This is a genomic window from Brassicibacter mesophilus (assembly GCF_050433385.1).
Lineage (GTDB): Bacteria > Bacillota > Clostridia > Tissierellales > Proteiniboraceae > Brassicibacter > Brassicibacter mesophilus.
The window spans coordinates 1-19,295 of record NZ_JBNPXI010000009.1 but is presented as its reverse complement, the minus strand read 5'-3'; the positions used below and the strand labels follow the sequence as shown (position 1 = coordinate 19,295).

The 19,295-nt window shown below is 31.9% G+C and carries 23 protein-coding genes; 19 read left to right on the top strand and 4 right to left on the bottom strand.

Annotated elements, in window-relative coordinates; all coding sequences use genetic code 11:
• The first annotated feature begins 7 nt into the window (after positions 1 to 7).
• Positions 8 to 1,291 carry a GTPase HflX gene (hflX, locus tag HNR33_RS11135; RefSeq protein WP_429083299.1) on the top strand — a complete coding sequence of 428 codons (1,284 nt, stop codon included), beginning with the start codon at positions 8 to 10 and terminating at the stop codon, positions 1,289 to 1,291.
• 11 nt (positions 1,292 to 1,302) lie between these two features.
• On the top strand, positions 1,303 to 1,956 hold the full coding sequence (locus HNR33_RS11130; RefSeq protein WP_429083298.1) for a HEAT repeat domain-containing protein: 654 nt from the start codon (positions 1,303 to 1,305) through the stop codon (positions 1,954 to 1,956).
• Here HNR33_RS11130 and HNR33_RS11125 read toward each other — a convergent pair.
• A complete protein-coding gene (locus HNR33_RS11125) occupies positions 1,949 to 2,404 on the bottom strand; it encodes a DUF3189 family protein (RefSeq protein WP_429083296.1) in 456 nt (151 codons plus the stop codon). The two genes, HNR33_RS11130 and HNR33_RS11125, sit on opposite strands and share 8 nt — an antisense overlap.
• 203 nt (positions 2,405 to 2,607) lie before the next feature.
• Between HNR33_RS11125 and HNR33_RS11120 the strand changes: the two genes are divergently transcribed.
• The 4 genes from HNR33_RS11120 to HNR33_RS11105 all read left to right on the top strand — a co-directional run bounded on the left by HNR33_RS11120 (position 2,608) and on the right by HNR33_RS11105 (position 4,664).
• Positions 2,608 to 3,042, top strand: a complete 435-nt coding sequence (locus tag HNR33_RS11120) for an NUDIX hydrolase (RefSeq protein WP_429083295.1) — start codon at positions 2,608 to 2,610, stop codon at positions 3,040 to 3,042.
• Between the two features lie 78 nt (positions 3,043 to 3,120).
• Positions 3,121 to 3,768, top strand: a complete 648-nt coding sequence (locus tag HNR33_RS11115; RefSeq protein WP_429083293.1) for a YigZ family protein — start codon at positions 3,121 to 3,123, stop codon at positions 3,766 to 3,768.
• A 212-nt stretch (positions 3,769 to 3,980) separates the two neighbouring features.
• Complete coding sequence (locus HNR33_RS11110) at positions 3,981 to 4,217, top strand: hypothetical protein (protein ID WP_429083292.1); 237 nt, start codon at positions 3,981 to 3,983, stop codon at positions 4,215 to 4,217.
• Between the two features lie 54 nt (positions 4,218 to 4,271).
• Positions 4,272 to 4,664, top strand: a complete 393-nt coding sequence (locus HNR33_RS11105; RefSeq protein ID WP_429083291.1) for a CoA-binding protein — start codon at positions 4,272 to 4,274, stop codon at positions 4,662 to 4,664.
• Positions 4,665 to 4,686: 22 nt separating this feature from the next.
• On the opposite strand, the gene HNR33_RS11100 is transcribed toward HNR33_RS11105, so the two are convergent.
• Positions 4,687 to 5,040, bottom strand: a complete 354-nt coding sequence (locus HNR33_RS11100) for a TSUP family transporter (protein ID WP_429083289.1) — start codon at positions 5,038 to 5,040, stop codon at positions 4,687 to 4,689.
• Positions 5,037 to 5,483: a sulfite exporter TauE/SafE family protein gene (locus HNR33_RS11095; protein WP_429083287.1), complete on the bottom strand. Its 447-nt coding sequence runs from the start codon at positions 5,481 to 5,483 to the stop codon at positions 5,037 to 5,039. Before HNR33_RS11095 ends, HNR33_RS11100 begins: the two co-directional genes overlap by 4 nt.
• Positions 5,484 to 5,560: 77 nt before the next feature.
• On the opposite strand from HNR33_RS11095, the gene cysK reads away from it, so the two are divergent.
• The 13 genes from cysK (at position 5,561) to tnpA (ending at position 17,954) form a co-directional block, all read left to right on the top strand.
• Positions 5,561 to 6,478, top strand: coding sequence for a cysteine synthase A (gene cysK / locus HNR33_RS11090; RefSeq protein WP_429083286.1), 918 nt, complete (start codon positions 5,561 to 5,563; stop codon positions 6,476 to 6,478).
• 62 nt (positions 6,479 to 6,540) lie between these two features.
• Complete coding sequence (nadE, locus tag HNR33_RS11085) at positions 6,541 to 7,266, top strand: NAD(+) synthase (RefSeq protein WP_429083285.1); 726 nt, start codon at positions 6,541 to 6,543, stop codon at positions 7,264 to 7,266.
• A 298-nt stretch (positions 7,267 to 7,564) separates the two neighbouring features.
• On the top strand, positions 7,565 to 8,698 hold the full coding sequence (locus HNR33_RS11080; protein ID WP_429083284.1) for a DUF3798 domain-containing protein: 1,134 nt from the start codon (positions 7,565 to 7,567) through the stop codon (positions 8,696 to 8,698).
• A 101-nt stretch (positions 8,699 to 8,799) separates the two neighbouring features.
• Positions 8,800 to 10,413 (top strand): sugar ABC transporter ATP-binding protein, encoded by a 1,614-nt coding sequence (locus tag HNR33_RS11075; RefSeq protein WP_429083282.1) that lies wholly within the window; start codon positions 8,800 to 8,802, stop codon positions 10,411 to 10,413.
• Between the two features lies 1 nt (position 10,414).
• Positions 10,415 to 11,455, top strand: coding sequence for an ABC transporter permease subunit (locus HNR33_RS11070; protein ID WP_429083281.1), 1,041 nt, complete (start codon positions 10,415 to 10,417; stop codon positions 11,453 to 11,455).
• 1 nt (position 11,456) lies between these two features.
• Complete coding sequence (locus tag HNR33_RS11065) at positions 11,457 to 12,785, top strand: ABC transporter permease subunit (protein ID WP_429083279.1); 1,329 nt, start codon at positions 11,457 to 11,459, stop codon at positions 12,783 to 12,785.
• Between the two features lie 179 nt (positions 12,786 to 12,964).
• A complete protein-coding gene (locus HNR33_RS11060; RefSeq protein ID WP_429083277.1) occupies positions 12,965 to 13,708 on the top strand; it encodes a YebC/PmpR family DNA-binding transcriptional regulator in 744 nt (247 codons plus the stop codon).
• 157 nt (positions 13,709 to 13,865) lie between these two features.
• The gene (locus HNR33_RS11055; RefSeq protein ID WP_429083275.1) at positions 13,866 to 14,093 is read left to right on the top strand and encodes a hypothetical protein; all 228 of its coding nucleotides are present in this window, start codon (positions 13,866 to 13,868) and stop codon (positions 14,091 to 14,093) included.
• A 14-nt stretch (positions 14,094 to 14,107) separates the two neighbouring features.
• Positions 14,108 to 14,284 (top strand): hypothetical protein, encoded by a 177-nt coding sequence (locus HNR33_RS11050; RefSeq protein WP_429083273.1) that lies wholly within the window; start codon positions 14,108 to 14,110, stop codon positions 14,282 to 14,284.
• A gap of 145 nt (positions 14,285 to 14,429) precedes the next feature.
• A complete protein-coding gene (locus HNR33_RS11045; RefSeq protein ID WP_429083272.1) occupies positions 14,430 to 14,579 on the top strand; it encodes a hypothetical protein in 150 nt (49 codons plus the stop codon).
• A gap of 284 nt (positions 14,580 to 14,863) precedes the next feature.
• Positions 14,864 to 16,117, top strand: coding sequence for a hypothetical protein (locus HNR33_RS11040; RefSeq protein ID WP_429083270.1), 1,254 nt, complete (start codon positions 14,864 to 14,866; stop codon positions 16,115 to 16,117).
• A gap of 45 nt (positions 16,118 to 16,162) precedes the next feature.
• Complete coding sequence (locus tag HNR33_RS11035) at positions 16,163 to 16,687, top strand: hypothetical protein (RefSeq protein ID WP_429083268.1); 525 nt, start codon at positions 16,163 to 16,165, stop codon at positions 16,685 to 16,687.
• 811 nt (positions 16,688 to 17,498) lie between these two features.
• Entirely contained in the window at positions 17,499 to 17,954 is a 456-nt protein-coding gene (tnpA, locus tag HNR33_RS11030; RefSeq protein WP_429083266.1) for an IS200/IS605 family transposase, read from the top strand.
• A gap of 311 nt (positions 17,955 to 18,265) precedes the next feature.
• On the opposite strand, the gene HNR33_RS11025 is transcribed toward tnpA, so the two are convergent.
• Positions 18,266 to 18,847, bottom strand: coding sequence for a hypothetical protein (locus tag HNR33_RS11025; RefSeq protein ID WP_429083264.1), 582 nt, complete (start codon positions 18,845 to 18,847; stop codon positions 18,266 to 18,268).
• Positions 18,848 to 19,295 lie beyond the last annotated feature (448 nt).

Here is a 19,295-nt window from a genome sequence, read left to right as displayed (position 1 = left end):
GAAACATATGTATGATATAAAAAGCGAGAATAAGAAAGAAAGAGTGCTAATAGTAGGAGTTGAAATAGATAAAAGAGCAGAAATAGATATTGAGAGTTCTATGAAAGAATTGTGTGAATTAGTTGAAGCTGCCGATGGCATAGTAGAGGGAAGTGTTACTCAAAATAGAGAAAGAATAGACTCAGCTTTTTACATAGGTAAAGGAAAAGCTCAAGAAGTTGCAAATTACTGTGACGAACTTAATATAGACACTGTTGTATTTAACAATGAATTAACAGGAGCTCAAACTAGAAATCTTGAAGATATTATAAACAGAAAAATAGTTGATAGGACTAATCTCATACTAGATATATTCGCAAAAAGAGCAACTAGTAAAGAAGGAAAGCTTCAAGTTGAGCTAGCGCAGCTAAGGTATAGGCTTCCAAGATTAATTGGGTTAGGAAATCAACTATCAAGGACTGGCGGAGGTATAGGAACAAGAGGTCCTGGAGAGAAAAAGCTTGAAACTGACAGAAGACACATATTAGAAAGGATACATGATATTGAAAAGCAGATGAAAGAGCTTGAAAATGTAAGGATGGTTAAGCGAAAGAAAAGACAAGGCTCTGATACGCCGATTGTAGCTTTAGTAGGATATACAAATGCAGGAAAATCGACATTGCTGAATAGATTAATAAAGTTTGATGAAGGCTATAGTGAAGATAAAGAAGTATTTGTGTATGATATGCTTTTTGCAACACTTGAAACTACACTAAGAAAAAGCGTTTTACCTAATGGACAAGATTTTCTTATTACAGATACTGTTGGTTTTGTTAGTAAATTGCCAACAAAGCTGGTAGAAGCGTTTAAAGGTACTCTTGAGGAAGTGGAATATGCTGACTTGCTGTTACATGTCGTAGATGTAACTAATAAAGATTTAGACTTACAGATTAAAACAACTCTCAGTGTTCTAAAAGATTTAGATGTATTAGATAAACCTATTATAACTGTATTTAATAAGATTGATGAATCTAACGAAGAAATTATATACGATATAGCAGAGCCAAAAGTATTTGTTTCAGCAAAAAATGGCGATAATATAGATCTTCTTTTAGAGACAATACAGAATAATTTGCCGCAAAAGTATTATAAAGTAAAAATGCTTATTCCATATAGTGAAGGTAATTTAGCTTCAAATATTTTTAGTAAAACAAAGGTTGAAAATTGCGAATATAACGAAGAAGGAACTCTTTTAACTACGGTACTAGATTCTATTGAATATGAAAGATATAAGAAATACTTAATAGATTAAAGGTGATTTATATGAGTGCTAAACTAATTATGGATAAAAAGGTTGAACAACTGGAAGATCATTTTCTAACTTATCTATTATATAAAGAAGGCAAGAGCATTGAGTTGATATCAAAAATAAGAAGAATGACTTTAAAGCAAGTTGAAAATGATATAATAAAGTGTAAACTTGAAATTAACAAGCCAACACAGACCCAAGATAATCTGGTAAATATTATAAGTATGAAGAAACAGGATAGAATTAGATATATAGAAAGATTAGACAATGATGACAAGGAAAATTTGTCTATGGAAATCTATAAAAGATATACGAAGTTTAAGAATGCAGAAGATCGCATGATATTGATATGGATGATAGGGGAATTGAAAAATAAAGAGCTTTTACCTTTATTAAGAATGGAACTTAAAAGTAATAATGTCAACTATAGGAGACTTGCATGTTCTGCACTAGGTAAGATTAAAGAAAGAGAAACTAAAAGATGGCTTGAGGACATGATTTATGATGACAATTCTCAAGTTAGGCAATATGCCATAAAAGCTTTGGCACATGTAGGTGATTTAGAATCTGTGCCAAAGCTTAAAAAAATATTAATGCAAGATAATGAAAAAGATTATGTCAAAAAGAACATTATATCCACTCTTAACCAGATAAAATTAATTACCTAATCATTTTTTTAGTACTTTTGACGATTTGAACTATATCCATATAAGCTTTTACAGCGCCTATAGCTACTATTGGTCTGCCAAAGGAAACAAAATTTAACCTTCTTGATGTAAAACCTCCGATTTTCATTAGTGTATTTACAGCTGGCATTGTATTTACTAAGATCAGCTGATCTCTATGACCTCCACCTAGTTCAAATGCGTCTTTTATTGCAGGAATCACTAGTTGAGGAGAAAACTGCCTACTTAATGTAAATACTTTATTTTTTTTGTCATCTATTCCTCTAAAAATGATTTTGCCTTGATCTTGTTTATCTAGTGTATCAAAAAAAGGTACATTTAGTATGTCTTCTTTTTTGGGAGTGTTATCTATAGGTAGAATTCCTAAGTGGATTGCAGAAGCAACAGCTGAAGAATGAGTCCCGCCAACACAATGATAAATTATATACATAGCACCACCTCTAAACAATTACTGAGTTTAATTTGCCCAAAATCAATTGAAAATATTTATATTTATTTTTAAAATCATGCATATTTGTTTTTATAATTAGGTAAAATTAAAATAAATACAAAATTGAATTTTCAGAAAAGTATTGAAATTTATTGTATCTTATTGTATGATAAGTATAAGAACTAGAAGGGAGGCGTTTGCCAATGATAGTTAGAAATTGTGCAGGCGGTGTAATCTTTCAAGGGGATAGAGTATTTATTCTGCAAAACGAAAAGAATGAGTGGGTATTGCCAAAAGGTAAAATTCGTAACGGTTTCCTTGCTTCCGAAACAGCTCTTCAGCGTGTGAATGAAGAGACGGGGCTTGATGTGGAGATTATTTCTACAGCTGGAGAAACTAATTACGAATTTTATTCTTTTTCAAGGCAAAAACCAGTGTGTAATGAAATAACATGGTTCATAATGGAAGCTAAAGATTCAAGATTTAAGATTAACAAGGAATACGGTTTCATAGACGGAGGATTTTATGATTTAGACGATGCTATTAAAAAAATAACATACAGTCAAGATAAATCCTTAGTCAGTCTTTCGTACGGTAAGTATTTAAAATTAACAGAAAAAGAGGCAATTTTAGCTTGAAGGGGTAGATTACTACCCTTTATTTTTTTTTCAGTAAAATGGTATAATATAATAAACGCAAGATGAAGGGGGCTAATAATGAATAAAAATTATAAATCGGTTCATGAATTTGGATATGATGAAGTGATAATCAATAAATCAAGGTTTATTGGCTACGCTAAACCAATAACTAGTGAAGATGAAGCTATAGGCTTTATACAGGAAATGAAGACTAAACACAAGGACGCTACTCATAATGTTTATGCGTATGTATTTGGGGAAAATAGCAATATCCAAAGATACAATGATGATGGAGAGCCAAGTGGGACTGCGGGGGTACCAGTTCTAGAAGTAATAAAAAAGGAAGACTTGAGAAATGTCGTGGTAGTTGTCACTAGATATTATGGAGGAATTAAGCTAGGTGCAGGAGGACTAGTTAGGGCTTATACAAAGGGAGCAAAAATAGGACTGGAAGCCGGGAAGATAGTTGATAAAATTCTTTTTAATAAAATTAAGGTTAGGATTGACTATACTTTATATGGAAAGTTAGAAAATGAATTAATGAGGTTGGGATACTTAATAGATGAAGTTATATATGATGATGCTGTAAATATTATGATACTTTGTCAAACGGATAAAGTCGAACAACTTATTGGTTTATTGATAGAATTAACAAGCTCTAGGATGGAATACGAAGTACTAGATGAAACATTTTTTTCTGTTAAAGATGGCACTTTATTGAAATAATTAGCTGTATCTTAATGATGCAGTTTTTTTTATGTGTGAGTATTCTTAATTTTTTACAAAATTAAGGGTTTTTTAGATTACGGTGAATTAAGTTAGAATAAAACATGCTCTTAAACAAATATAAATATATTGAGAGATTGTAATTATTAATACTGACGATACTTGAGAAATAAATATGTTGTGGTTTTATTTATTTTTATGGGGGTGATACATTGGAATACTATAAAGTTCTTGTTTCCTGCGGACATTTAGGTAATACTAAAGAAATTACTGTTACAAGATATTTTATAGCCAGAAATATTATTGAAGCATTTGAAAGTGGTAATAGAATGCCTAGAGCAAAAAAAAAGAAAAATCATGCAGCTGTATTACTAGTTATACCCATAACAAAAAATGAGTATGTTTTAGGAAAAAATGTAGAAAGAAATAATAAATATCTTTATAGTTAGTTATAATACTATAAAACTAGGGTATATATTAAAAAAACAAATGGAGGGAATAAAATGGATAAAATAGATCAAAATAAAAATATAATGCTAGGACAAAAAGTGTGGGCAGTTATAGGCGTAACTCCAAATCAACAGAAGTTTGGATATAAAATTTGGAAGAAGCTCAGACAAGAAAATTATGAAGTATATCCTGTCAATCCAAAATATACAGATGTTGAAGGAGAAAAGTGTTATCGAGCCTTAAAAGAGCTTCCTCAAAGGCCAGATGTTGTTAATTTTGTTGTACCACCTCAGGTTAGTTTAAAAGCTTTAGATGAAGCAAAAGAGCTAGGGATTAAATACTTGTGGTTTCAGCCTGGAACTGCTGGTGAAGAAGTAATTAATTCAGCAGAGGATATGGGGTTTGAAATCGTATTTCATGATTGCGTGTTAGTAGCTTTAGAATAAAGCTTCCAACAAAGCTGGAAGCTCATTTTTTTGCTTTTTTAAGTATTTCATATATTCCCATTGAAAACAAAAACAATGCAAAAAGTAATTTTAAAGTATCTGATGGAATATTTATTGCCATCATTGAACCTACAAGTGCTCCTAGAACGCCTGCTGCAATCAATGGTAAAACAACTTTAAAGTTTATGTTTTTATTAAGATAATGAGTGATAAGTGCAACAATAGAGATAGGAATGAAAACTACTAAATTAATTCCTTGTGCTTGTTGCTGATTTAAAGATGTAAATAGAATTATACTAGGGATTAGTATTGTTCCTCCACCAATTCCCATACCACTTATAATCCCAGAAAACAAACCGATTATTATTAATGTCATTTAAACACCATCCTTATTGCTGCAATTATCATGAAAACACCAAAAATTTTTCTAAGAATATTACAAGGTATTTTATTCAAAAGCTTAGCGCCTATGAAACTTCCTAGAACACCTCCTATTGTTACTAATAAAGCAGGTCTTAAATCTAATATTCCATGTCTAAAATATATATAAGTGCTTATAATAGTTAGTGGGAGAATAATGCTTATAGCTGTAGCATGAGCTTTATGATCTTCTACACCAAGTAAAAATATCATAGCAGGAACTACTATAGTACCTCCACCCGAACCAAATAAGCCATTTACAATACCTGTGACAAATCCAATAAATAAGATTTTAGGATCAAACTTAATTTTATGCATTGCATCACCTAATATATTTTTTATTCTACTGATAATATTAGTAGTAACATTACTTTTTCCTAAAAAAAAGTACTTATTCACTTGACAATATATGATATAAAAAATATAATATCAACAAAACATATTGGAATACTAGGAATTGAAAGGAGAATGAGTTTATGAAAGTTGCAAATAGTATAGTTGAACTTGTAGGAAGCACACCAATGGTAAAATTGAATAGAATTATAGATAAAGACAGTGCAGATGTGTTTGTGAAGCTAGAGTATTTTAATCCGGGAAGTAGTGTAAAAGATAGAATAGCATTAAATATGATTGAAAAAGCTGAAGAAGAAGGCAAATTGGCTGAAGACTCAGTTATTATAGAACCAACTAGCGGTAACACAGGTATAGGATTAGCTATGATAGGTGCTGCTAAAGGATATAAAGTAATATTAGTTATGCCTGATACTATGAGTATAGAGAGAAGAAGTCTGCTTAAAGCTTATGGAGCAGAGCTTATATTGACTCCTGGAGACAAAGGTATGAAGGGAGCCATAGATAAAGCTGCACAGTTATTAAATGAAAATGCAAATTACTTTATGCCACAGCAATTTGAAAATCAATATAACCCTGAGAAGCATATGAAAACAACTGCAATTGAAATTTTGGAGCAGATGGATGGTAATTTTGATGTCTTTGTGGCAGGTGTTGGAACTGGAGGGACAATTACCGGTGTAGCCAATGTTCTAAAAAAGAAAATGGATTCAGTGGAGATTATTGCCATAGAGCCTTCAGATTCACCTGTACTTTCTGGTGGAAGCCCTGGACCACATAAGATTCAAGGAATAGGGGCTGGATTTATACCTAAGGTATTAGATAAAAACCTGATAGATAAAATTGAACAAGTGACTTCAGAAGATGCAATAGAAACAATGATAAAACTTGCAAAGCATGAAGGGATTTTAGTTGGTATTTCATCAGGTGCTGCAGTATATACAGCAATAAAGAGAGCTGAAGAATTAGGTAAGGGTAAAAAAGTTGTTGTTATAGCTCCTGATAGTGGAGAAAGATATTTGAGTACTGGAATATTTGAATAACTATTTGCCTACCTTCCCAAAATATGCTATATTATACTTGATAATTAAGTGGAGGTAAAACTATGGAAAATATACAGAAAACCTGTGACAGTATTACTCAATGGCTGAAAGATAAAGTTATTGAAGCTGGATGTAAGGGAGTAGTTTTTGGGTTAAGTGGAGGAATAGATTCTGCAGTGGTTGCTGCTTTATCTAAACGCGCATTTCCAAATGATTCGTTAGGGATTATTATGCCTTGTCATAGCATATCAGAAGATGAGGAACACGCAAGACTTGTATCAGATGCACTTAACTTGAGGACTGAAAAAGTTGACTTAAGTCAAGTTTTTGACGTATATATCAATAAGTTAAATGATACTGGTTCTAATGTACTTGCATTATCGAATATTAAACCAAGACTCAGAATGACTACTTTGTATTATTTCGCTCAGATAAATAAATATCTAGTAGCTGGTACAAGTAACAAGAGTGAAATGACCGTAGGTTATTTTACTAAGCACGGTGATAGTGGAGTGGATATATTGCCTATTGCTGATTTTGTAAAAGAAGAAGTAAGGGATTTAGCTAGATACTTAAATATACCTGATATAGTGATCAGCAAACCGCCTTCAGCAGGACTCTGGGAAGAACAGACAGATGAGAAGGAGATGGGTTTTAGTTATAAGCAATTAGACAGTTATATAAGAACAGGTGTAGCGGAGCAAGATGTTAAAAAGAAAATAGATAACATGAATAAGCTAAGTGAACATAAAAGAAGACTACCAGAAATGTTTAAGTTAGATAAGTAGGGCTATAAGCCCTACTTTTTTTTGTCTAAAATAAAATTCAGAAAATACAGAAAATTCGAAGGCAGTCAAAGAATTTTTGTGAATTATCTAGAAACATTAATTGTATAAAATTTAAATAGAAGAAGCTTATTCGTTCTATACAAAATATTTGAATATATATTTTTTATTTTTTTAAAAATTATTTATTATATAATTCGCAATTTATGCATATCTATTTATATACAAGCTATTAAAGGATGGGGGTGAAATAAAAATAAATACAGTAGAAAGCGTAAAAAAATAAAAAGGGGGATTGTGAATGTTTAGAAAATTTATAGTATTTTTATTGGTAGTAGTTATGGTTATGAGCATGTCAGCGTGTGGAGAACAGAATACAACTAGTAAAAATGGCAATTGGAAAATTGGTATAATGACTAATACTGTAACACAAAATGAAGAAGAATACAGAGCAGGTCAGGCTGTTGTAGAGAAATATGGAGAAGATCATATCATACATATGACTTATCCTGATAAATTTATGGATGAGCAAGAAACAACTATAGCAAATGTTGCAAGTATGGCATCTGATCCTGATCTAAAAGTCTTAATATTGGTTCAAGCAGTTCCAGGCTCTAGTGCTGCTATTGATAAGGCTAGAGAAATAAATTCTGATTTATTAGTAATAGCTGGAGTACCAGGGGAAGATCCAAAGATGATAGCATCTAAGGCTGACTTAGTATTTCAGCCAGATGAGCTAGCTATGGGTACAACTATACCTGATCAAGCAAAAAAACAGGGGGCTAAAGTATTTGTACATTATTCATTCCCAAGACATATGTCTTATCCACTTCTTTCAGCAAGAAGAGATTTGATGAAGAAACGCTGTGAAGAAATAGGATTAGAATTTATAGATGCAACAGCTCCAGATCCAACTGGAGATGCTGGTACACCAGGAGCACAGCAGTTTATATTAGAAGATGTACCAAGAAAAGTTCAGGAATACGGCAAGGATACTGCGTTTTTTAGCACAAACTGTGCTATGCAGGTACCTTTAATTAGTGCTGTTTTAGAGCAAAAAGCTATATATCCACAACCATGTTGTCCATCTCCATATCATGGATTTCCTTCAGCTCTAGGATTGGAAATTGATGAAGAGCAAAAAGGCGATATTAAGTACGTTATAGATCAAATTACAAAAGGTGTTGCTGAAAAGGGATGTACAGGAAGACTTTCTACTTGGTCAGTACCTGTTGCTATGATGTTTATCGAAGCCGGCGCTGAATATGCTGTAGACTATATCAATGGAAAAACTGATGGTAAAGTTGACATTGAAAAAGTTAAAGAGAAGTTTAAAGATTATGCAGGAGTTGATGTTAAATTAACTCCATTAGAGGAAAATGAAACAAAATACGACAATTATCAATTAGTTTTACTTGATTTTCTTGATTTTTAATGGATACGCATAATTAGTAAAGAAATTGATTACATCCATGTAAGGTTGCCATAAATAGGCAGCCTTACGTTTTTAAGAAATCTAAAGGATGGTGAAGCTAGATGCAGGAAAAATATACACTGCAAATGAAAAATATTGAAAAAGAGTATTTTGGAAATAAAGTATTAAAAAGTGTTAATCTGTCTGTAAAACCTGGAGAAATACATGCTTTATTAGGCGAAAATGGAGCTGGAAAATCTACACTAATGAATATATTGTTTGGAATGCCAGTAATACATTCAACAGGTGGTTTTTCTGGAGAGGTCTTTTTTGATGGTGAAAAAGTAGATATTAAATCTCCTAAAGAAGCAATGAATCGTGGTATTGGTATGGTACATCAGGAATTTATGCTTGTGCCTGGATTTACATTGGCAGAAAATATTAAGCTTAATAGAGAAATAACGAAGCAAAATCTTTTTAGCAGACTGTTTGGAAAGACTGGTCAGAATTTAAAGTCTTTAGATTATAAAATGATGAACAGAGATTCAAGAAAAGCACTTGATACTCTTGGAATAAATATAGAAGAATGGGTGAAAATTGCAGGGCTGCCTGTTGGATATATGCAGTTTGTTGAAATTGCTAGAGAAATAGATAAGAGGAACATAAAGTTTTTAGTGTTTGATGAGCCTACTGCTGTATTAACTGAAAGTGAAGCGGATAATCTGATATCTGCAATGAAAAGGTTAGCAGATTCTGGTATAGCTATACTTTTTATAACACATAGATTAGATGAGGTAATGCAGGCGGCGGACAATATAACAATTTTAAGAGATGGTGAAGTTGTTGCAACACGAAAAAAAGAAGAGACTGATGTAATGGAACTTGCGGAATTAATGGTGGGTAGAAAAATTAAGCTTGTTAATAAATCAGAAGATGAATTAAACATAGAAGACAGAAAAACTATACTATCTGCTAGAAATCTAATAGTAAATATGCCAGGGGAAAAGGTAAAAGGTATTGACTTAGAGGTTAAAGAAGGCGAAATATTAGGGATTGGTGGATTAGCTGGGCAAGGAAAGATAGGGATTGCTAATGGAATAATGGGACTTTATGAATCAAAAGGAGAGGTGTTCATAAAAGGAGAGAAACTTGAGCTTAATAATACACCTAAAGCTCTTAAAAGTGGATTAGCTTTTCTTTCAGAGGATAGAAGAGGTGTGGGACTGCTCCTTGAATCATCAATCGAAACTAACATAGCTATAACAAGTATGCAGATTAAAGGAAATTACCTAAAAAAGTTTGGACCAATTACTCAAATTGATAGAAAGCTAGTTAGAAGACATGCTATTAAAATGATAAAAGACTTGGACATTAGATGCACAGGACCACAGCAAACTACAGGTAGATTGAGTGGAGGTAATCAGCAAAAAGTTTGTATAGCCAGAGCACTAACGCTAGAACCAGACATTTTATTTGTATCAGAGCCAACAAGAGGTATTGATATAGGAGCGAAAAAACTTGTTTTGGATTTATTAGTAAAGCTTAATAAAGAGCTTGGTATGACTATTATAATGACTTCCAGTGAACTTGCAGAACTTAGAGCTATATGTAATAGGATAGCGATCATATCTGAAGGCAAGATTGAGGGCATTCTCAAGCCGACTGATAGTGATGCTGACTTTGGCTTAATGATGGCTGGTCAGTATCGTAAAATACGTAGTAAGGAGGCATTATAAAATGACTGAAACTATGAAAAGATTTACTAATAAAGTTGGTCTTCCAAGAATAATAATAAGCTTGTTTTTTATATTATTATGCATAGTGGCAGCTGCAATAGGGTTAAGATTTAGCACACTAATGTCTGATAGCATACGAAGATTTGGAATGTATGGGGTATTAGTTCTAGCGATGGTACCTGCAATTCAATCAGGTACTGGACCAAACTTTGCATTGCCTCTTGGAATAATTTGTGGATTAATAGGTAGTCTTATTAGTATAGAACTAGGATTTCTTGGCAAAACAGGATTCTGGGGTTCTATTATAATTTCATTACCTTTTGCGGTTGCTGTAGGATGGGTTTACGGGATGCTTTTAAATAGAATAAAGGGTTCAGAAATGCTAGTTGCAACATACACTGGTTTTTCAATTGTTTCATTTATGAGTATATTGTGGATACTATTACCTTTTAAACATCCAGAAATGGTATGGCCAATTGGGCGGGGCTTAAGAGTAACGATTTCCCTAGAGTCTATATTTGGACAAATACTAAATGATTTTTGGGCATTCGAAATTAGTGGTATAAAAATACCTACTGGATTACTATTATTCTTTTTAGTATGTTGTCTGCTAGTGTTCATATTTTCAAGGAGCAAGATAGGAATTGCTATGAAGGCGGCTGGAGACAATCCAAAATTTGCTTCTTCCTCGGGGATAAATGTAGATAAGACTAGAATATTAGGAACTATTTTATCAACTGTTCTTGGTGCTATAGGGATAATAGTCTACTCTCAAAGCTATGGATTTATCCAATTATATGATGGGCCATTGATGATGGCATTTCCAGCAGTTGCAGCTATCTTGATTGGTGGTGCCTCAGCTCAAAAGGCAAAAATATATCATGTCATACTAGGTACTTTTCTTTTTCAGGGACTTTTGACGATAGCGCTTCCTGTTGCTAATCAGATAGTAAGCGAAGGCAATCTATCAGAGGTACTTAGAATGATTGTTCAAAATGGAATAATTCTATATGCATTAACTAAAGTAGGAGGTGAAGAATAACATGAGTGAAGTAAACAACACAGAAGTTATAAGAAAAGACAAGAAAAAAGAAAGTCTGTCTTCTAAGTTGAAAATGATTTTAATAAATAATAGCGTTACAATACTTTTTGTAGTCATATGTTTCATAGGGATAAAACTATCTAAGTTACCGTTATTTTTTATAGCTAATGAGTTGGTAACAAGACTTACAAGAAACTCCTTTTTAGTACTTGCGCTTATTATTCCTGTACTTGCAGGTATGGGTTTAAACTTTAGCATAACTGTAGGAGCTATGGCTGCACAAATTGCAATTATTGCTGTAACACACTGGGGTATTCCTGGAATATACGGATTTTTATTAGCCGCAGTGCTATCAGTACCCATGTCTATTTTATTTGGAAAACTAATAGGTAAACTACTTAATAAAACAAGAGGTCAAGAAATGATTGCAAGTATGATTGTTGGTTTTTTTGCAAATGGTTTGTATCAATTTTTATTTCTTTTCCTTGTAGGAAAAATAATACCTATGAAAAACCCAGTTTTGATTTTAAACAATGGTGTTGGAGTTAGAAATTCTGTAGACTTGTCTAGAAATAATGGAATAAAGTATTCTTTGGATAAGATATTCGAGCTTCCCTTGTTTTACGTATTATTAGGAGTAAGTATTATAGCCTTTGTTTATTTCTTATTTAAACTAATAAAGATAAGCAAATCAAAAGCAGAAGATGCTGATAAATTTAAGGCAATAGCAAATTTAATACTTTGCTTGGTTGTAGTAACAATAAGTTTTACAATTTTATTTATAAATTCTATACCTCAACAATATAAAGCTTTGAAAAATATACAACTGCCAATAATCACATCATTAGTCGTAGGTGTATCATGCTTATTTAACGTTTTGATAGTAAAGACCAAAATTGGCCAAGACTTCAGGACAGTTGGGCAAGACCAGCATATTGCAGAGGTTTCAGGGATTAATGTTGATAAAACAAGGGTATTGGCTATAACTATCTCTACAGTACTTGCAGCGTGGGGACACTTAATTTTCTTGCAGAATATAGGCACATTAAATACTTATGGAAGTCATGTTCAAATTGCTACATTTTCTATAGCTGCGTTGCTTATTGGTGGAGCGTCTGTTTCTAAAGCTACTATAGGGCAAGCATTGCTTGGAGTAATACTGTTCCATACGCTATTTATCGTTTCTCCTAAAGCAGGTAAAAATCTATTTGGTGAAGCCCAAATAGGAGAATTTTTTAGGGCATTTGTAGCTTATGGTGTAATAGGTGTATCGTTAGGACTACACGCATGGAAAAAAAGAGTCGAAATGAAAAATAAGCTGAAACCTTGATAGAGAGACGAATGTTATTACATTCGTCTTTTGTTTTATTGAACAATATGTTAAAATAAAATGGTATTTTATATAAATAAGATAGAAGTTTATAGGCATCATCTCTATGAATTATGCATTGATGTAGGTATTAAAATATGCTAAAATATTCACAGAATTATATTAAGGGAGGATTAAACATGTCAGGACATTCTAAATGGTCGACGATAAAGCATAAAAAAGGAAAAGCCGATGCAAAAAAGGGTAAGGTATTTACGAAGCTTGCTAGATATATAACGGTTGCAGTTCGAGAAGGAGGGTCTGATCCAGAATATAATACTAATTTAAAAAACGCAATTGAAAAAGCGAAATCAGAAAACATGCCTAATGACAACATAGAAAGAGCGATAAAAAAAGGTTCTGGCGAACTTGATGGGGCTAACTTTGAAGAAATTACTTACGAAGGTTATGGTCCAGCAGGAGTAGCTGTTTTTGTTGAATGCTTAACTGACAATAGAAATCGTACAGCTTCAGATGTAAGACACGCATTTGATAAGTTTGGTGGGAACTTAGGAGCTACAGGCTGTGTTGCATGGATGTTTGATAGAAAAGGAATTTTGATTGTAGAAAAAGACGAGAACATAGATGAAGAAGAACTAATGTTACAAGCAATAGAAGCAGGTGCTGAGGACTTTAGTGCAGAAGAAGAATGTTATGAGATAATTACTGCTACAGATAGCTATGAGGCAGTAAAAGAAGCGTTAAAAGAATCAGGTTATAATTTCTCAACTGCAGAAATAACTTATCTTCCTCAAAATGAAACAACTCTCACTGAAGAAAAAGACATTAAAAACATGGTGAAAATGATAGATGCACTTGAAGACAGTGATGATGTGCAAGAGGTGTATCACAACTGGGATGTGCCAGAAGATTTAGATATGTAGGCGTTTCTTAACTGTTGAGTGCCAGATGAACTCTGATATACATCAATTATGATTTTTGTTGATGATGTACATCAGAGTTTCTTTGAGTGAGTTATGAATGTGCAAAAAGTACACCTTCTTATATGTATGTATATACGGATAGGAGGGTATATTTTTTATGGGAAACAGATTATTGTTAGAAGATGTGTTAAAAGAATTTATTTTTGATAGAGAGATTAGAAATTTATCAAAACGAACTATTAAAAGCTATAGAAACAATAATTTAAGGCTTATTACATACCTTAAAGAAGAATTTGCGATTGAACTATTACAAGAAGTAACACATCAGCACATAAAGCTATACTTTCAGTCAAATTACGGTGTATATGAAGATGCACCAGAATAGACCATTTATATAATATGAAGCGGTCAACAATAGTGTATAACGAGCTCATAGACTATGGAATAAATGCAGTTACTGATGTATCATGGTATAACATAAAGGACTTAAACATATGGATTGAAGCTATTGATAAATCAAGAATAAAAACAATAGCATTTTCATTTCAAACAGTAGGAGTACAGCTTAAAGCATAAAGTGTTTGGAAGACTAGACAGTTTTCAAACTAGACATCATGAAGGCTAGGAGAACATTCAGAAAGATAATTCTCTTAAAATATGTAAAAACTGTCTACACAAGAATGAAGACTTTGAAAACGGCGGTATTTTCTGCCCAGTGTATATGGACCATATGAAGAATACTGATGGTTCAGGTTGTAGCTCATATGCTCTTCCAATGCCTGAAAGTATCCATAAATATACCGGTGGAGAATATATAGATATTTCAATGGAATATGATATAGATGGGTTAATGGAGATGTTTAAAAAGTAGTGACATTTTGGAGTGCACTTAAAAATTTTTTACGATTTTATTATAGTATATAATTTTTAAGTGCATTTTTTATATGGAAAGTTAATGCATTTTATATAGTAAAAATATGTGAAAAATATAGAGAAACAAAATTGTGATTTTCACAAAAAAAGTATTCACAAGAAGAAGGAAATCATTTACTTTTATAGAAAATATATTATGTAAAGGAGGTGAGAGAAATGACATAATTGTATATGTCATGAGTCCATATTTGTAAACAAAAATATACAAGGAGATAATTTAATATGCAATACATAAAGAAAAGTTTAATTTTAGGTTTAGTATTTATGCTTATATTATCAAATATAACATATGCTATATCATCATTTAGAATAGACGGAGAATTATCTATGCAGGTTATATCAAAGTATACACAGGCGCAAAAAGGGTTTGTTGATATTCTTGGAGTAGAAAATAAAGATAAGAGTAATTTAATTGGAACAAAGTTAAAATATGAAATGAATATTAAATATACTAGTGGGAATAGCAATTTTGTAGAACTTATAGGTAAGTTTAAAATAAATAATAAGAACGCTGATTTTAATGTTAAGGGAATTGTTGATAGAGTAACAGTAGCCAACAAGTATACTTTAACCAGTGGTCCTTTAGATGGAGAAATAAAAATAGATGGTAGAATATATAAAACAATTGTTGGCTTTGAAAAGTTAAGCAATAGTGATGATATATTTTTAACTATGACCATTTCATATGAAAATAACTTAGGATACTCATTATTAACTTTTGGCAAACCTGTTTTAACAAAGGCAATGTATGAAGAAATAAAAGCTAATAAAGAAAAAAATCATTTAGCAGAAAAGAAGGAAGATATCAGTGATAATCAAAAAAATGCAGCAATAACAGCGAGGACAATTCCAGATTATGGAGATGATTTTGAACGTGTTAGCTTTGAAACAGCTAGACTTGAAGAGCATAAATCTATTACTGGTGTAATGGTTGGACTTTTAAAAAGCGATCCTCGTAAAGATACTACATTACAATTAAAAGTGTTTTCTTATCTAGATGATTTGGAAAGAGAATTAAGTACTCCATATAATCTTAGCATGGAAGTAAGCCAAATAATAGCGGGTATAGACGTCGGAGATTATGGACATTGTGACGGAACACGTCCTAGTGATAAAGATGAAACATGGACTGAACACCTGCTTTTCAATATTCTAGAAGATGTTTTAGGATACTATGGAGTACCTACATCTGTTATTTCAGAAATATGTAATGGAGCTTCAGGAAGAGTATTGGTAGCCTATGATATGAAAGCACCAGCTATACGAGTAAAAACTGCAATTGGAGATAGTTTAAATATTGACTATGAAGGTTTTCCATTATTCTTCGGATTTAGTACAGGTTCCTCAAAAAGAGTGAACGGAAATTACTATGCAACGGTAAGATACAGAATAGTTGATTCCTATCCACAAGTAGGAACAGTCACTTATTATTTAGATTCAGAAGATGCAATAGAGGATTTTGATGTTACTTTTTAAAGTAAGAGAGGTAGTATTATCTCTCTTTTGAAGGAGAGTTAGTTGATGAAGATAAAAAATAAACCCTTAATAGTAGCACTTGCTTTAGCAAATATTTTTTTTCTACTAATAATTATAATATTATTTAAAGATAATTATGAAGTAAAAAAAGAACTGGGATCACATTATTATCATTCTATGGGAGATTTGATGTATAGCATGCCAGAGAATATTATACATTCCCTAGAAGATGAGAATACTGATGTAGATTCAATAATAGTTGATACTAATAAATATTATAATTCTCAAAAAAATGTTAAGCGCTTATACTTGTATTTACCTAAGTTAGAAGATTTCTCATGGGAAGTGTATCAAGATTTACTAAGGTTAATTAAGATGGAAACAGACAATGGTTCTTTAATAGAAAGAGATCAATTAGAAAATAAGATAATTAAAGATCTTAGGAAAAGCATGAATGTTTTTAAAGATTTGAATGAAATAATAGGTAGCAATAATAATAAAAATAATTGGTATGAAGAACTGAACAAACCAAGTAAAGATATTTTAATGTTATTTGAGAAAGATTTATAGAAGTTGATTCAAATTTAATAAAAACCATATAGACTATATTAGATTTGTTGGACATGTTGAAAGGATTCTTTAATAAACCTAGCAAGGATGCGTTTCAACTATAGATAATAGAAAAAATCTACTAAGAATACAAGAAAGAAATAGTTAAGCTTGTTATAGAGTTAGGCAAAAAACAACAGATGTAGCTAAAGATATTGGAGTTGCTTCTGCAAGTATTAGAAGATGAGTAAAGCAATATAGTCTTCATGGAGAAGATACCTTTCTTGGCGAAGGTAATCTTAGAGCAAAGGATGCAGAGCAAAAAGACTAAAAAAAGAAAACAAGAAGCTTAAGGAAGAGATAGCTATTCAAAAAGAGGTTATGAGCATCATGTGTCACGAAGAAATAATATAAATTGTTTTGTGATGCATAGAAGATAAGGGTTTGGTCACTCAAAATTGCTATATAGGTAGTGGTTTCAAATCGCCTTAAGGCGCTATTGTTAGAAGAAATGGTATTGAGCGTTAAGGAAAAGCAAAACAGAAGATTTTGTAAGATACATGCGAAAGAGAACCATTGGAAACACTTCAAAAAGCTTAGTTGCTATCAAAACTAAGGCGGACGGCTGTTTTGGGATAATACAGGTATAGGACGTGAAATTAAACGCCTTAGAATGGATTCTAAGGCGTCGTTTTCTTGTATAAAGAAAATCACCAGCTAAGCTGGTGAGTTCTGAAGAGCTTAAGCGATGAGGAGAAAATAAAAACCTCCATTTGGTATAATAGAATAGGTTTCGCCGACCGAATCTATTAATCAAAGGAGGTTATCCTAAATGGATAGTAATAGTTTATCACATACTAAATGGAATTGTAAGTATCATATAGTTTTTGCACCTAAGTTTAGGAGAAAAGAAATATATGGAAAGAAAAAAGCAGAGATAGGAAAGATATTAAGGCAGTTGTGTGAGTGGAAGGAAGTTCAAATAATAGAAGCAAACGCATGTCCAGATCATATACATATGTTAGTATCAATTTCACCAAAGATGAGCGTGTCAAGCTTTGTAGGATATTTAAAAGGTAAAAGCAGTTTAATGATATTTGAAAAATTTGCAGATTTAAAGTATAGGTATGGAAATAGACATTTCTGGTGCAGAGGCTATTATGTAGATACAGTAGGAAGGAATAAAAAAGCAATAGAAGAGTATATAAAAAGCCAGATGAATGAGGATATGGCATCAGATCAAATAAGTATAAAAGAATATATGGACCCTTTTAAGGGTAGCAAGTAAAGAATTTTATGCGGTTGGCGAAACAAAAAAGCGCCTTAAGGCGCAATGCTGGCAACATGCCCTTATAGGGCGATAGAAATACCACCAGCTAAGCTGGTGGATATTTATTTATACAATAAAAGAGCTCTCCAATAAGATTAAGGAGAGCTCTTTTGCAGCTAATAATTATAAAAATATATTTTTTATAAAAACTATCTGCTAACACTGTTTATTAATTATAATGGTTTATTAACTAAGAAACCTGTTACTCATTGCTGCATAGAATAATATAATGTTATACTTATTTCAATTGTAGCAGAAAATAAGATGTTCTAATAAACTGAGTAGCTTAAAGAAAGACTTATAGGTCTAGAATTCACCTTAATTCCACCTTCTATTATTAGATACGTTTCAAGTACCCCATCTCCATAGACATTAATTTTTCTCCCATCATTCATTATGTTGTGACCCGTGTTATTTTCAACCCAATCTAAACCTAATGATGTACCCGAAAGGTAAGTGGATTCAGAGCATCCTACAATTTGTCTAAAGGAACCACTATTATACACATCTATATATGCTTTAAGGTATACTTTACTAAATGTTCCTGCTGTAGCAGAGGTAGTTTTAGTAACAGTAGCAGTATAGCCGCTGTTAATAGTTGGATTTTCAGATATACTAACAGTTGTTTCTATAGACTTTTCATCTAATGTGATATTGTCAATTGATTTTAGACAATCCTCGAGTTCCTTTGGGCTATCAATTACTATTGGAACAACGCCTTCTGGTAGCTTATCTACATCCTTCAAATTATACTTGTCATATATTTTTTCATTTCCTATTTCAGCATACACCATTGTATTAGTCAAAACTAAGACAGTCAAAAGAGCAAAAATAAATATCCTTTTTTTCATTTAATAAAACCTCCTTTTTTTATCAAACTAAGATACTAAGTAAATTATCCTCCTCTCTAAATAAGATACCTTTAAATGTTTAAAGGTTAAATTTTAGAGTATACAATCATTCTCATTATACTCTTATTGGAAGTATACAACATGTGCATGGAAATAAATGACGAAATATGGAATATTAAGTAAGCTTAATACGTTTTACAATATAGCAATACATTGTTAAAAAAATTTTAAAAAGATTAGAATTAGAGACATAGCATTTTAGGAAAGTTCTAAATATATGTTAATTCATTACACATTAAGCTAGAGATAAGTTATATACCATAACAAATATTATCTAAAATGATAATAAGTTTACCCGTTGTGCTAGTTAAAATTTACAAATAGAAAAACCCCAGAACATTATGTTAACCTATCATTAATAACGACAAAGAAATTAAGATAGGAGGAT